At 56.3% G+C, this 13,430-nt stretch carries 13 protein-coding genes and 2 tRNA genes; 3 read left to right on the plus strand and 12 right to left on the minus strand.

What is annotated here, in order from left to right; genetic code table 11:
• Window positions 1-557 precede the first annotated feature (557 nt).
• A complete protein-coding gene (locus tag ACKPCU_RS12975) occupies window positions 558-902 on the minus strand; it encodes a YggL 50S ribosome-binding family protein (RefSeq protein WP_321347270.1) in 345 nt (114 codons plus the stop codon).
• Window positions 903-1,133: 231 nt separating this feature from the next.
• On the opposite strand from ACKPCU_RS12975, the gene ACKPCU_RS12980 reads away from it, so the two are divergent.
• The 3 genes from ACKPCU_RS12980 (at window position 1,134) to ACKPCU_RS12990 (ending at window position 3,182) form a co-directional block, all read left to right on the plus strand.
• On the plus strand, window positions 1,134-1,760 hold the full coding sequence (locus ACKPCU_RS12980) for a hypothetical protein (RefSeq protein WP_321347271.1): 627 nt from the start codon (window positions 1,134-1,136) through the stop codon (window positions 1,758-1,760).
• 196 nt (window positions 1,761-1,956) lie between these two features.
• The gene (locus tag ACKPCU_RS12985) at window positions 1,957-2,481 is read left to right on the plus strand and encodes a DUF3833 domain-containing protein (RefSeq protein ID WP_321347273.1); all 525 of its coding nucleotides are present in this window, start codon (window positions 1,957-1,959) and stop codon (window positions 2,479-2,481) included.
• Window positions 2,478-3,182, plus strand: a complete 705-nt coding sequence (locus tag ACKPCU_RS12990) for an SDR family NAD(P)-dependent oxidoreductase (RefSeq protein ID WP_321347276.1) — start codon at window positions 2,478-2,480, stop codon at window positions 3,180-3,182. The genes ACKPCU_RS12985 and ACKPCU_RS12990 overlap by 4 nt, the downstream gene beginning before the upstream one ends.
• A 155-nt stretch (window positions 3,183-3,337) precedes the next feature.
• On the opposite strand, the gene ACKPCU_RS12995 is transcribed toward ACKPCU_RS12990, so the two are convergent.
• From ACKPCU_RS12995 to uvrB, 11 genes are all read right to left on the minus strand, one after another.
• Window positions 3,338-3,414 (minus strand) — tRNA-Pro (locus ACKPCU_RS12995).
• A gap of 75 nt (window positions 3,415-3,489) precedes the next feature.
• The gene (locus tag ACKPCU_RS13000; protein ID WP_083727851.1) at window positions 3,490-3,849 is read right to left on the minus strand and encodes a MerR family transcriptional regulator; all 360 of its coding nucleotides are present in this window, start codon (window positions 3,847-3,849) and stop codon (window positions 3,490-3,492) included.
• Complete coding sequence (gene ihfA, locus ACKPCU_RS13005; RefSeq protein ID WP_083727852.1) at window positions 3,830-4,132, minus strand: integration host factor subunit alpha; 303 nt, start codon at window positions 4,130-4,132, stop codon at window positions 3,830-3,832. The genes ACKPCU_RS13000 and ihfA overlap by 20 nt, the downstream gene beginning before the upstream one ends.
• A gap of 5 nt (window positions 4,133-4,137) precedes the next feature.
• Window positions 4,138-6,516, minus strand: a complete 2,379-nt coding sequence (pheT, locus tag ACKPCU_RS13010; RefSeq protein ID WP_321347286.1) for a phenylalanine--tRNA ligase subunit beta — start codon at window positions 6,514-6,516, stop codon at window positions 4,138-4,140.
• Between the two features lie 39 nt (window positions 6,517-6,555).
• Window positions 6,556-7,560 (minus strand): phenylalanine--tRNA ligase subunit alpha, encoded by a 1,005-nt coding sequence (pheS, locus tag ACKPCU_RS13015; RefSeq protein ID WP_104739519.1) that lies wholly within the window; start codon window positions 7,558-7,560, stop codon window positions 6,556-6,558.
• Between the two features lie 107 nt (window positions 7,561-7,667).
• Window positions 7,668-8,024 carry a 50S ribosomal protein L20 gene (gene rplT / locus ACKPCU_RS13020; RefSeq protein ID WP_083727855.1) on the minus strand — a complete coding sequence of 119 codons (357 nt, stop codon included), beginning with the start codon at window positions 8,022-8,024 and terminating at the stop codon, window positions 7,668-7,670.
• Window positions 8,025-8,055: 31 nt separating this feature from the next.
• Window positions 8,056-8,250, minus strand: coding sequence for a 50S ribosomal protein L35 (rpmI, locus tag ACKPCU_RS13025; protein ID WP_083727856.1), 195 nt, complete (start codon window positions 8,248-8,250; stop codon window positions 8,056-8,058).
• Window positions 8,251-8,311: 61 nt separating this feature from the next.
• Window positions 8,312-8,863 carry a translation initiation factor IF-3 gene (infC, locus tag ACKPCU_RS13030; RefSeq protein ID WP_188656508.1) on the minus strand — a complete coding sequence of 184 codons (552 nt, stop codon included), beginning with the start codon at window positions 8,861-8,863 and terminating at the stop codon, window positions 8,312-8,314.
• Window positions 8,860-10,785: a threonine--tRNA ligase gene (gene thrS / locus ACKPCU_RS13035; RefSeq protein ID WP_321347290.1), complete on the minus strand. Its 1,926-nt coding sequence runs from the start codon at window positions 10,783-10,785 to the stop codon at window positions 8,860-8,862. Before thrS ends, infC begins: the two co-directional genes overlap by 4 nt.
• A 179-nt stretch (window positions 10,786-10,964) precedes the next feature.
• A tRNA-Val gene (locus tag ACKPCU_RS13040) sits at window positions 10,965-11,041 on the minus strand.
• Window positions 11,042-11,207: 166 nt separating this feature from the next.
• The gene (uvrB, locus tag ACKPCU_RS13045) at window positions 11,208-13,217 is read right to left on the minus strand and encodes an excinuclease ABC subunit UvrB (RefSeq protein ID WP_104739522.1); all 2,010 of its coding nucleotides are present in this window, start codon (window positions 13,215-13,217) and stop codon (window positions 11,208-11,210) included.
• Between the last annotated feature and the right edge of the window lie 213 nt (window positions 13,218-13,430).

Here is a 13,430-nt window from a genome sequence, read left to right on the forward strand (position 1 = left end):
ATTTTTTACCCCCCCTCAATCAGACACATCCTCAGTCAATACGCCAAATATTGAGCGTCAAGAAACCACCACACCCCAAGCTGTACGCCCCAACATACGAGCCTTTCGACGGACTTTTCAGTAAACACAAAACCATTGCATTTTCATTTCCGGACAACGCCTTACCAGGCGAACACTCAAATTAGGCATGCCTCCCGGCACCCCAAAAGCACAGCGAAATTTGGACCTGAAAAAGCAAACTCAAGACAGCGACACCTGCCAGCTCTGCGCCAAAAAAGTGCAGCCAAAAAAATAGTTAGAGTTATAACTAAAATACGGCGAAGGGCTTAGGTGAGGAGAGAGAAAAGCTCGGCCAAGATCAGCAGAGAGAAATCACCGAAGTTATAAATCCGAAGACAATAAAAACAGCAAAAGAAACAAGCACTCGCAATTAAAAAAGCACCATGCCCCAGTGACCAGGTAAGGCCCAGCAGAGCACCGCCAAAGCAAAAACGAAGCAAACCAGACACCGGAAAATTGCGAAAAAAAAGGCCATCATATGGATGGCCTTTTCGAGATCAAACTGCCGCGTTGATCGGCTTATCCGGATACCACGCGTCGATTAGTGGCCCCACTTCAACGACTGCCAGCTCGCTGCGCGCCTTCAGCCAGTCTTCGACAGCCTGGCGCTGCTCTTCCGTTACCGAGCCACGCTCAGCAAGGCACACCAGCCCGAAGCCTTCACCACCAACATAGTCGAGGTTATTCGCATCCATAGCTTCATCGAGAAACTGATCAAGGAAGGCATCAATCGCCTCGACACTCAGGTCGCCCTTGAACTCCAGATTCAGCTCAAAACCCAGCTCCTGAAACTCATCAACGCACAGTTTTTTGCGCAGACGGCGGGAACGATTGGTAGCCATACATATTCCTCTTGGGTAATTTCAGCGCGGATTGTAGCAGGGTCGAGGGTCGACCGCTGTCAGCAGTGACGGATTCCGACCGACAGTAGCCGCCCGGCAGCCCGAGTTCCCCGTCACACATGGCGGGGACCACCCAAGGAGCAGAAAACTCAACAACAATCTCTCTTTGCCAACACCCCGCAACATCGGCAAGTATCCCCTCTCAAGGTATGACGCACTCATGGAGAAGCAATGAACGGATTGAATTGGCTCTGGGAAAACGCCTCGACCCTGGCAGCCATCGCCACCCTCCTCGCACTACTCACGGCGCTTGCCACCTGGGTTCGATTGCTGCATCGCAGGGAAAAACCCTTCGTGCTCACCGCTGCCGACTTTCACCCTTCCCTGCTGCCCGGCGACTGGACCGTATTTATCCGCATCAGAAACCGCAGCGACCAGCCGCTGAGCATCCTGCGCATCGACATCTGGGGCCCGCGCAAGCACTATCTGAGAAGCATCGCTGGCGACCTGACAGAAGGGAAAAACATGCATTCAACCCTGGCTGTTTTTAGCCAGGACAGCGCAACCCTGGCCCCAGGCAGCACCTTCTCGACCTCCAACCACGACCTGGACCACGATGCTGCAACGACGCTATTTCGCAGCGACAACCAGTTAGGCGTCATTACCGATCGTGGCGACTACGCCCTGTCACTACCAAAGCTGCAGATACGCCCAACTCAGCTTAATGCAGTGGACTTCGAGCTGGAGACGTCCAGCCGTTGGGCGCACACCTGGAATAAGGCACGGGTGTGGCTGGCAACCAGAATCAGGCACCAAGCAACACGGTGCTGGCTACTAGGCATAAAGAACCAACGATAGCGACTCATTAGCGAAGAGCGCAGATCGAACACAAGCATACGCAAAGGACATTGCGTCACCGAACAATAGAACAAATACTGTACAACCTTAATATTTTGTATAGGATTTTAGAAAGCCCCCGACAAGCCGTGACCAGTATCAATTAAACAGGCGCAGCCTGTCGGCCCAAATCCGTACAACCCCGGCGAGGTAAACCATGAGACGCCTGATACTGCTTTGCTGCTGCATCCTTTTGACCAGTTGCGGTGGCGTCGCGGTTGACGAATACGCTGCAGAGCAACCCGCGCTGGACCTGAAGGAGTTCTTCAGTCGCCCCGTACAGGCCTGGGGTATATTTCAGGATCGCTCAGGCAAGGTAATCAAACGCTTCCACGTTGACATCAACAGCCGCCAGGAAGGCAACCGCTTGATCCTCGACGAGCGCTTCGTCTACAGCGATGGAAGCACCCAACAGCGCATCTGGACACTAAGACCCGACGGGAAAAATCGCTGGCGCGGCACCGCTGACGACGTTGTCGGGGACGCCATCGGCGAGCTGGTCGGCAATGCGCTTCGCTGGCGCTATGAACTAAACCTGCCGGTCGACGGAAAAACCTATCTGGTTACCTTCGACGACTGGATGTATTTGATGGACGAAAACACGCTGATCAACCGCTCCAGCATGCTCAAGTTTGGCGTCGAACTCGGCCAGGTCACCCTGTTCTTCCGGCGACAGCCATGACGCTCCGGATGCACTCGCTAGGCCGCAACTATCGCGCCCTGATAATCGGCAGTAGCGGCGCTCTGGGCCAAGCATTCTGCCAGCATCTACGCAGCGACCCGAACTGCGCCCTGATCAACGAGCTGGGGCGCAGCACCGCCATACCCCTTGATCTTGAGGAGCCGGACAGCATTTCCGCAGCCGCCGCATCCCTCTCCAGCAGCGCACCCTACCAGCTTATCCTGCTAGCCACAGGCTTACTGCACCGTGAAGGGGTAGAACCAGAGAAAAGCCTGAAGACAATCAACCCAGACGCTTTGCAATCTGTATTTCAAGTCAACGCCTTAGGCCCTGCCATCGTGATGCGCGAATTCTTGCCACTACTTGACACTCACGGCGCCATGGCAGTGATGTCCGCACGGGTCGGCAGCATTAGCGACAATCGACTCGGCGGCTGGTACGCCTATCGAGCATCCAAGGCTGCATTGAACATGCTGATAAAGACAGCAGCCATCGAGCACGCCAGGCGACACCCCAACGCACGACTGCTGAGCCTGCACCCCGGCACAGTACAGTCAGACCTGTCGCACCCGTTCCGCGGAGCGAGAGCCGCCCGACCAGCGAAACAGGCCGCTGCCGAATTATTGAGCGTTATTGATCACAGCTCACCCAATGACAGCGGCGGACTCTTCGCCTACGACGGTAAACGCATCGAATGGTAATAGGAAAAGCCGCAAGCCGAGCAAACTGAGCAAAAAGCAACTCAAGGAAGAAACCAATACCGAGCAGCGCGCCCCAAATGCTCAACGGCCAGCTTTGCACAGGCGAAATGAAAAAAGGGACCAAGCCTTACGGCTTGGTCCCTTTTTCAGTGATTTGGTCGGGACGGAGTGATTCGAACACTCGACCCCTTGCACCCCATGCAAGTGCGCTACCAGGCTGCGCTACGCCCCGACGATGCTTCGATTTGTCTGCCGAAGCGGGTCGCATAATACATTAACTATCTGAAATGAGAAAGTTTTTTTTGTATCAACGAACCCGAAGCACGTTAAGCACTTCTTCCAGCTCAGCAATGGTCTGACGAATCAGTTGCTTGTACTGCGTAAGGTCTTCACGCGCTTCCTCACCGGACAGGCGCTGGCGCGCTCCACCGATAGTAAAACCCTGGTCGTACAACAGCGCGCGGATCTGGCGGATCATCAACACATCCTGACGCTGGTAATAGCGCCGATTACCCCGGCGCTTGACTGGCGACAGCTGGGGGAACTCCTGCTCCCAATAACGCAGAACATGAGGCTTGACTGCACACAACTCGCTCACTTCACCGATGGTGAAATAGCGCTTGCCGGGGATCGCCGGCAACTCGTCGTTATGGCTGGGTTCCAGCATACGCTTCTACTCGTGCCTTCAGTTTTTGTCCTGGACGAAAGGTCACCACACGTCTGGCGGTGATTGGAATCTCTTCGCCGGTCTTGGGATTACGGCCGGGGCGCTGACGCTTATCGCGCAGATCGAAGTTGCCGAATCCCGACAGCTTCACCTGTTCATTGGTCTCGAGTGCATTACGAATTTCTTCGAAAAACAACTCGACCAACTCTTTGGCTTCGCGCTTGTTGAACCCTAACTCTTCGTACAGCCGCTCAGCCATTTCCGCTTTTGTCAGAGCCCCCATTTGACCTATTTCCTTAGTGTGGCGTTGAACCCTTGCTCCAAGGACTGCAGCACTCTGTCCATGACAGCATTCACCTCGTCATCAGTAAGAGTGCGTGACGAATCCTGCAACGTCAAGCCAATTGCCATGCTTTTTCTATGCGGATCAATACCTTTGCCTTCATACACGTCAAACAACCTGAGGTTTTTGAGGTGAGCTCCGGCTTCCGCACGAATACAGCTCAGCAAATCATCGGCCAGCACATCACGATCCACCACCAGCGCTATATCCCGTCTGACTTCAGGGTAGCGGGACAATTCCGCAAAGCGCGGCAGCAAGCCCTGGCAAATTTTTGCCAATGCCAACTCGAACACAAAAACCGGGCCGTTAAGGTCAAGATCAGCAGCCAGCTGCGGGTGCAGCGCACCGACAAGACCCACCTGCTCATCGCCATTAAGAATGCACGCTGACTGCCCCGGATGCAGCGCCGGATGCTCTACCGGTGCGAAGCGGAAGCTGACGCCCGCGGCACTCTGCTCCAGGATGGCTTCGACATCCGCCTTGATATCAAAGAAGTCGATCTTCTCTGCACCGTTGGCCCAACCCTCGGGCTGACGGGCGCCGGTGGCAATACCAGAGAGCATGACTTCCTGCCGCAGACCCTCTGCGCAGGGAATGAAGCGTTGGCCGCTCTCAAACAGACGCACCCGGCCTTGCTGGCGGTTCTGGTTGTACTGCACCGCCTTGCTCAGACCCGGCCATAGCGAGGGACGCATGACAGCCATATCGCTCGAGATCGGGTTGGCCAGCGCCAGTGGTTCGATACTCGGCTCAAACTGCTTGCTCAGACCCGGCTCGATGAAGCTGTAGGTAATGGCTTCATGGTAGCCACGAGCAACCAACAGACGTCGCAGCGCAGGCAGCTCACCACGCACCTCCGGCTTGCCAGACAGGGTCAGGGCAGCCGTCGGCGCACTAACCGGCAGACGGTTGTAGCCGTAAAGCCGGGCCAGTTCCTCAATCAAATCCACCTCGATGCTGATGTCAAACCGGTGACTCGGCACGTCGATTTGCCACTGGCCATCAGCAATAGCACTGACGCCTAGACCCAGGCCAGTAAGGTAGCCAACCACATCACTCTCGCTCATCTGCATGCCGAGCATCTGCGCAATGCGATCCTTACGCAAAGTGATCTGCTTCAGTGTAGGAAGCGCCCCCTGTTCTACTGCCTCGATAACCGGACCCGGCTCACCACCGACGATCTCGAGGATCAGTGCGGTAGCGCGCTCGATAGCTTCGCGCTGCAGCTGCCAGTCAACGCCACGCTCGAAGCGGTGCGAGGAATCAGTGTGCAGGCCGTAACCACGCGCCTTGCCAGCAATGGCAATGGTGTCGAAGAAAGCGCTTTCCAGGAACAGATCCCGCGTGCCCTCACTAACGCCACTATGTTCGCCACCCATGATGCCAGCCATGGCCAGCGGACGCTCGTGGTCCGCAATCACCAGAGTGTCGGCGCGCAGGCTGATTTCCTGGCCATCGAGCAGCACCAGTTTTTCACCCTCTTCCGCCATGCGAACACGAATACCGCCCTTGATCTCGGCCAGATCGAAGGCATGCATCGGCTGCCCCAGTTCGAGCATCACGTAGTTGGTGATATCGACAACCGCGTCAATGCTGCGAATGTCGCTGCGACGCAGACGCTCAACCATCCATAGCGGCGTTGGGCGTGACAGATCAACGTTGCGAATAACACGTCCCACATAACGCGGGCAGGCGTCCGCAGCCTGGAGATCAACCGGGCGCACCTCGTCGTGCACGGCCGCCACAGGCTCAACCTTGATGCGAGCAACCGCAACGCCGTAGTTGGCACCCACTTCGCGGGCCAGACCGGCGATAGACAAGCAATCGCCACGGTTCGGCGTCAGATCCACTTCAATGATGGCGTCATCGAGACCAAGGTACTCGCGCACGCTTTGGCCGGCCGGGGCATCTTGAGGCAGTTCGTACAGGCCGTCGTGGTCTTCAGAAATCTGCAGTTCAGCGGCGGAGCACAGCATGCCGAATGACTCGACACCACGCAGCTTCGCCTTCTTGATTTTGAAGTCCTCGCCCAGCACTGCGCCAACCATGGCGAACGGGATTTTGATGCCGGCTCGCGCATTCGGCGCGCCGCAGACTACCTGAAACTCCTCACTGCCATTGCTGACGCGGCACACGCGCAGCTTGTCGGCATCGGGGTGCTGCTCGGCACTGAGAATCTCGCCCACCACAACGCCGGAGAACTCACCGGCTGCCGGGGTGACGCTGTCTACTTCGAGTCCGGTCATGGACAGGCGCGCTACCAGGTCGTCGCGAGAGACCTCAGGGTTTACCCAGGTGCGCAGCCACTGTTCACTGAATTTCATTATCGATTCCTGCTGTCAAAAGGGTTGCGGGTGCGGCGCTCAACGGAACTGCTCAAGGAAACGCAGATCGTTGTCGAAGAAAATACGCAGATCGCCCACGCCATAACGCAGCATGGTCAGACGCTCTACGCCCATCCCGAATGCAAACCCCTGATATTTCTCCGGGTCGATACCAGACATGCGGAGCACCTCCGGGTGCACCATGCCGCAACCCAATATTTCCAGCCAGTCGGCCTTTTCTTCGCCGTTCTTGACCACACGGCGACGAATATCCACTTCAGCGGACGGCTCGGTGAAGGGGAAGAATGAGGGACGGAAACGCACTTCGAGATCGGCCTCGAAAAACTCGCGCAGGAACTGCTCGATGGTACCCTTCAGGTCGGCAAAACTGACACCCTCATCGATCAGCAGACCTTCAACCTGGTGGAACATCGGCGAGTGGGTCTGGTCGGAGTCGCAGCGGTAGACCCGACCCGGGCAGATGATGCGAATCGGAGGCTGCTGGCTTTCCATGGTGCGCACCTGTACCGGCGAGGTATGGGTTCGCAGCAGGGTATTGGCATTGAAATAGAAAGTGTCGTGCATAGCACGCGCCGGGTGGTGACCCGGAATATTCAGCGCCTCGAAGTTGTGGTAGTCGTCCTCTACTTCGGGGCCTTCCGCGACGGTATAACCGGCGTGGGAAAAAATCTGTTCAATCCGCTCCATGGTACGGGTAACCGGGTGCAAACCACCGGTAGCCTGACCGCGACCAGGCAACGTGACATCCACCCGCTCGGCAGCCAGACGGGCATTCATCGCCGCACTTTCCATCTCTGACTTACGACCGTTGAGCACGCTCTGAACCTGCTCTTTAGCCTGGTTGACCAGCGCACCGACCTTGGGACGCTCCTCGGCCGGAATGTTGCCCAGGGTCTTCATCACCTGGGTCAGCTCGCCCTTCTTGCCAAGATACTGAACGCGGATATTCTCCAGCGCAGCCACATCAGCTGCCTGTTTGATTGCCTCAAGTGCTTGTGCGACCAGGGCGTCGAGGTTTTCCATCAACACGTACTCCAGAAACAAAAATAGGGGAAGAGCTTTGAGGCTCTTCCCCTATCATTGACGTTGCCAGCCGCGCCCGAGGGCGCGGTGATTGTCGTAACGAGGGCTTAAGCCAGGCTAGCCTTTGCTTTTTCGACAATCGCGGTAAACGCCGCTTTTTCGTTCACGGCCAGATCGGCCAGAACCTTACGATCGATCTCGACGGACGCCTTTTTCAGGCCAGCGATCAGGCGGCTGTAGGACAGACCGTTCTGACGAGCACCAGCGTTGATACGGGCAATCCACAGCGCGCGGAACTGACGCTTGCGCTGCTTGCGGTCACGATATGCGTACTGACCAGCTTTGATAACCGCTTGCTTGGCAACGCGGAACACGCGTGAACGCGCGCCGTAGTAACCTTTAGCCAGCTTGAGAACTTTCTTGTGACGCTTGCGCGCCATGACACCACGTTTTACACGAGCCATTGCTTTCTTCCTCTAACCTGTACCTTGATGATTAACGCAGACGCAGCATGCGCTCGACTTTTTGGACATCAGCAGCATTCAGCTGCGAAGTGCCGCGAAGTTGACGCTTACGCTTGGTGCTCATCTTGGTCAGGATGTGGCTTTTGAAAGCATGCTTGTGCTTGATGCCGTTCCCGGTTTTCTTGAAGCGCTTGGCAGCGCCACTTTTGGTCTTCATCTTTGCCATGTTCAGTTACTCCAAATTGAAGTGCATCAAATAATCGCAAGGCCTGGCGTTGCCCTGGAGATTACTTTTTCTTTTTGGGGGCGATGACCATCATCAGCTGACGACCTTCCATCTTCGGGTGCTGTTCCACGGTGCCGTATTCAAGCAGGTCGTTTTCGACCCGTTTCAACAGCTCCATGCCCAGCTCCTGATGGGCCATTTCGCGACCACGGAATCGCAACGATACCTTGGCCTTGTCCCCTTCAGAGAGGAAACGAATCAGGTTACGAAGCTTGACCTGATAGTCACCCTCTTCCGTCCCTGGACGAAACTTGATTTCCTTGATCTGAATCTGCTTCTGATTCTTGCGCGCTGCGGCCTGCTGTTTCTTCTTTTCGAAGATGTGCTTGCCGTAGTCCATGATGCGGCACACAGGTGGCGCCGCATCGGGAGAGATTTCAACCAGGTCCAGCTTGACTTCTTCAGCTGCGGCCATTGCTTCCTGAATGGATACGATGCCGATCTGCTCGCCATCTGCACCAATCAGGCGCACTTCGCGCGCCGTGATGTTTTCGTTAATCGGCGGGCGTTGTGCGGCTCTTTTGTCTTGTCTCATCTCGCGTTTAATCTTTATTGCTCCGAATTCGGGCGGCCTCGTTGTGCCACAGCGCGAGATAGGAAATCAGCGAACTCGGTTACAGTCATTGAACCCAGATCTTTACCCTCTCGCGTGCGCACGGCCACGGTGTGCGACTCGACTTCCCGATCACCTACAACCAGCAGGTAGGGAGTCTTGTGCAAAGTATGCTCGCGGATTTTAAAGCCGATCTTCTCGTTTCTCAAGTCCGCAACCACTCTATACCCCATATCCTTCAGGGATTTCTCGACTTCACTGCAGAATTCGGCCTGATTATCGGTGATATTCAGTACCGCCGCCTGCGTCGGCGCCAGCCACGCCGGGAAGTCACCGGCGTAATGTTCGATCAGAATACCGATGAAGCGCTCGAACGAACCCAAGATCGCGCGATGCAGCATGACCGGCGTTTTGCGCGCACCATCTTCGGCAACATATTGAGCACCCAGACGGCCTGGCAGCATAAAGTCCAGCTGCAGCGTACCGCACTGCCAGACACGACCGATACAGTCACGCAGGGAAAATTCGATCTTCGGACCATAGAATGCGCCCTCGCCCGGCTGCAGCTCCCACTTCAAACCCGCCTCGTTCAGCGCATCTTCCAGCCCCTGCTCTGCACGATCCCACAGAGCATCGTCACCAACACGACTTTCCGGACGAGTGGACAGTTTCAGCTCAACGTCATCGAAGCCGAAGTCTTTGTACACCTGCAGGGTCAGCGCAATGAAATCACTCGCTTCTTTCTTAACCTGCTCATCAGTACAGAAGATGTGCGCATCGTCCTGGGTAAAGCCACGCACGCGCATCAGGCCGTGCAACGAACCGGACGGCTCATTGCGATGACAGGAGCCGAACTCGGCCAGACGCAGCGGCAGCTCGCGGTAGCTCTTGAGACCCTGATTGAACACCTGGATGTGACACGGACAGTTCATCGGCTTGACCGCGTAATCACGGCTTTCCGACTCAGTGGTGAACATGTTCGCCCCGTAGTGCTCCCAGTGCCCGGAGCGCTCCCAGAGCACGCGATCAACCACCTGCGGCGTCTTGATCTCTTTATAACCGGCACCCAGCTGGACATTGCGCATGTACTGCTCAAGCACCTGATAGATAGACCAGCCGTTGGGGTGCCAGAACACCATACCCGGCGCTTCTTCCTGGGTGTGGAACAGGTCCAGACGCTTGCCGATCTTGCGGTGATCGCGCTTCTCAGCCTCTTCCATGCGCTGGATATAGGCTGCCAGCTGCTTCTTGTCCGCCCAGGCAGTACCGTAGATACGCTGCAACTGCTCGTTCTTGGCATCGCCGCGCCAGTAGGCACCAGAGATACGGGTCAGCTTGAAGGCTTTCAGGAAACGCGTATTCGGCACGTGCGGGCCACGGCACATGTCGACATATTCTTCGTGGTAGTACAGACCCATAGCCTTCTCGTCCGGCATATCCTCTACCAGACGCAGCTTGTACTCTTCGCCACGGGACTCAAACACCTTGATGACCTCGTCGCGCGGGGTCATTTTCTTGATCACGTCGTAATTGGTGTCGATCAGCTCAGCCATGCGCTTTTCAATAGCGGCCATATCTTCCGGCGTAAAGGGACGCTCAAAGGAGATATCGTAATAGAAGCCGTCATCAATAACCGGACCAATAACCATCTTGGCGCTCGGATACAGCTGCTTGACTGCATGACCCACCAGGTGAGCACAGGAGTGGCGAATAATCTCGACCCCTTCCTCATCTTTGGCAGTAATGATCTGCAACGTTGCGTCCTGCTCAATCAGGTCACAAGCGTCTACCAGGCGACCGTTGACCTTACCGGCGATCGTCGCCTTGGCAAGACCAGCACCAATTGACTGCGCAACATCTGCAACGGAAACGGGGTTTTCAAAAACGCGCTGACTGCCGTCAGGAAGAGTGATTACGGGCATATGCCGCTCCTTCTCAGTGGTGACCCCTACGCAAGGCCACGTGATGGATGAACCGCTCCGGCAACTCGCTGCAGTCGGACCGGCATCACGATTGCCGGCAGCCCTTTCAGGCTACTGCAGAAGCACCTTAAGCGGTGCAGAAAGAAAAAAACCCGGCCACAGGGACCGGGTTTCTAATTTGGTAGGCACGATTGGATTCGAACCAACGACCCCCACCATGTCAAGGTGGTGCTCTAACCAACTGAGCTACGTGCCTGCGATGGAGGCGAACTTTACGCACCTCCTTTTGCACTGTCAACCACTAAGTCACTGAAAACCTGAAAAAAGCTTGAATCAGCGACATGGCGATCAACAAACGACCAACGCCTGATTATTCTTTGCCCAAATCGCTCAAATAACGCACAAAAACCCTTAAGCCCGATTCAGACCTGCATCAGCTGATCACGCAATTTCTGAATCTGATCACGCAACTGAGCCGCTGACTCAAACTCCAGATCACGCGCATGCTGGAACATTTTCTCTTCCAGCTCGCCAATGCGCTTGGTGATCTCGCCCGGCGTCCGCGGCGCAGAATACCCAGCCCCCTCTTCCGCCACCTTTTGCTGGCGGCGACGACCACTGCGGCTGCCAGGCACAACAGCGCCCTCAAGAATATCTGCCACACTTTTGGTAACGCCCCGCGGCGTAATGCCGTGCTCTTTATTGAAGCTGATCTGCTTCTCACGACGCCGCTCGGTTTCACCGATTGCGCGCTCCATCGACCCGGTAATACGGTCGGCGTAGAGAATGGCCTTGCCGTTGAGGTTTCGCGCCGCCCGGCCGATCGTCTGAATCAGCGAGCGCTCGGAGCGCAGAAAGCCCTCCTTGTCCGCGTCCAGAATCGCAACCAGCGACACCTCCGGCATATCCAGACCTTCGCGCAGCAGGTTGATGCCCACCAGCACATCAAAGGCGCCGGTACGCAGGTCGCGAATAATCTCAACCCGCTCCACAGTGTCGATATCCGAGTGAAGGTAGCGCACGCGCACGCCGTGATCACCTAGGTAGTCCGTCAAATCCTCGGCCATGCGCTTGGTCAGCGTGGTGACCAGCACCCGCTCTTCCTTATCTACCCGCAGACGAATCTCGGACAGCAGATCATCAACCTGGGTGGTCGCCGGGCGTACCTCAATCTGCGGATCAACCAGGCCGGTTGGCCGCACCACCTGTTCAACCACCCGCCCGGCATGCGCCTCTTCATAAGGGCCGGGGGTGGCAGAAACGAAGATGGTCTGTGGCGAGATCGCCTCCCACTCGTCGAAACGCATCGGCCGGTTGTCCAATGCCGAAGGCAAGCGGAAGCCGTAGTCGACCAGGGTTTCCTTACGCGAGCGGTCGCCCTTGTACATCGCCCCCACCTGCGGCACCGACACGTGGGATTCGTCGATGATCAGCAAGGCGTTTTGCGGTAGATAATCAAACAGCGTTGGCGGCGGCGCGCCCGGCTCACGACCAGACAAATAGCGCGAGTAGTTCTCGATGCCGTTGCAGTAACCCAGCTCCAGAATCATCTCCAGATCGAACCGGGTGCGCTGCTCCAGACGCTGCATTTCAACCAGCTTATTCTGTTCTTTCAGCACTGCCAGACGTTCTTCCAGCTCAACCTTGATATGTTCCACGGCCTCAAGCAACTTCTCACGAGGCGTCACATAATGGCTTTTAGGATAAACAGTTACACGCGGAACCTTACGTAAAACTTCACCAGTAAGCGGATCAAAAAAGCTGATGGTTTCGACCTCATCATCGAAGAGTTCGATACGAATCGCTTCGAGGTCGGATTCAGCCGGGAAGATGTCAATCACATCGCCACGCACCCGGTACGTCGCGCGAGCCAGCTCCATGTCGTTGCGGGTGTACTGCAACTCGGCAAGCCGCCGCAGCAGAGTACGCTGATCCACCCGATCACCACGGTCGACGTGCAGCACCATGCGCAGGTAGGACTCGGGGTCACCCAGACCATAAATAGCAGAGACCGTCGCCACGATGATGGCGTCAGGCCGCTCCATCAGCGCCTTGGTGGCCGACAACCGCATTTGCTCAATGTGATCGTTGATGGAGGCGTCTTTCTCGATATAGGTATCGGACGAAGGCACATAGGCTTCCGGCTGATAGTAGTCGTAGTAGGAAACGAAATACTCGACCGAGTTATTCGGGAAGAACTCCTTGAACTCACCATACAGCTGCGCAGCCAGCGTCTTGTTTGGCGCCATGATGATGGCTGGCCGCTGCACGTTCTGAATGACATTGGCAATCGTGAAGGTCTTGCCGGACCCGGTCACACCCAGCAGGGTCTGGTGCGACAGTCCCGCCTCAAGCCCCTCTACCAGCTGAGCAATCGCCACCGGCTGATCTCCCGCCGGTTCAAAGCGGGTTTGCAGATTGAACTGATCCATCGATCCAGACCTCACACATTCACGACAATCGGCCATCATACCCGACCAACCTGGATGATGCCCTGCCCGAGCGTCAGTGACGGCAGCACCGTCCCGAGCGTCAGCAATGCAGCTGCAGATCTGCCGGCAACAAGCGCGGCAAAAAGAAGCACTGTGCAGCGGGAACCCGATTGGAGTTATGCGATCAGTTCCTTATAATGAACGGCCGCTAAG

This window comes from Halopseudomonas oceani, from assembly GCF_963677335.1.
Lineage (GTDB): Bacteria > Pseudomonadota > Gammaproteobacteria > Pseudomonadales > Pseudomonadaceae > Halopseudomonas > Halopseudomonas oceani.

What these genes read in the sequence shown, in the direction of transcription:
- ACKPCU_RS12975 (WP_321347270.1), bottom strand. Translation starts at nt 902, where the DNA reads ATGGCTACCAATCGTTCCCGCCGTCTGCGCAAAAAACTGTGCGTTGAT.
- ACKPCU_RS12980 (WP_321347271.1), top strand. Translation starts at nt 1,134, where the DNA reads ATGAACGGATTGAATTGGCTCTGGGAAAACGCCTCGACCCTGGCAGCC.
- ACKPCU_RS12985 (WP_321347273.1), top strand. Translation starts at nt 1,957, where the DNA reads ATGAGACGCCTGATACTGCTTTGCTGCTGCATCCTTTTGACCAGTTGC.
- ACKPCU_RS12990 (WP_321347276.1), top strand. Translation starts at nt 2,478, where the DNA reads ATGACGCTCCGGATGCACTCGCTAGGCCGCAACTATCGCGCCCTGATA.
- ACKPCU_RS13000 (WP_083727851.1), bottom strand. Translation starts at nt 3,849, where the DNA reads ATGCTGGAACCCAGCCATAACGACGAGTTGCCGGCGATCCCCGGCAAG.
- ihfA (WP_083727852.1), bottom strand. Translation starts at nt 4,132, where the DNA reads ATGGGGGCTCTGACAAAAGCGGAAATGGCTGAGCGGCTGTACGAAGAG.
- pheT (WP_321347286.1), bottom strand. Translation starts at nt 6,516, where the DNA reads ATGAAATTCAGTGAACAGTGGCTGCGCACCTGGGTAAACCCTGAGGTC.
- pheS (WP_104739519.1), bottom strand. Translation starts at nt 7,560, where the DNA reads ATGGAAAACCTCGACGCCCTGGTCGCACAAGCACTTGAGGCAATCAAA.
- rplT (WP_083727855.1), bottom strand. Translation starts at nt 8,024, where the DNA reads ATGGCTCGTGTAAAACGTGGTGTCATGGCGCGCAAGCGTCACAAGAAA.
- rpmI (WP_083727856.1), bottom strand. Translation starts at nt 8,250, where the DNA reads ATGGCAAAGATGAAGACCAAAAGTGGCGCTGCCAAGCGCTTCAAGAAA.
- thrS (WP_321347290.1), bottom strand. Translation starts at nt 10,785, where the DNA reads ATGCCCGTAATCACTCTTCCTGACGGCAGTCAGCGCGTTTTTGAAAAC.
- uvrB (WP_104739522.1), bottom strand. Translation starts at nt 13,217, where the DNA reads ATGGATCAGTTCAATCTGCAAACCCGCTTTGAACCGGCGGGAGATCAG.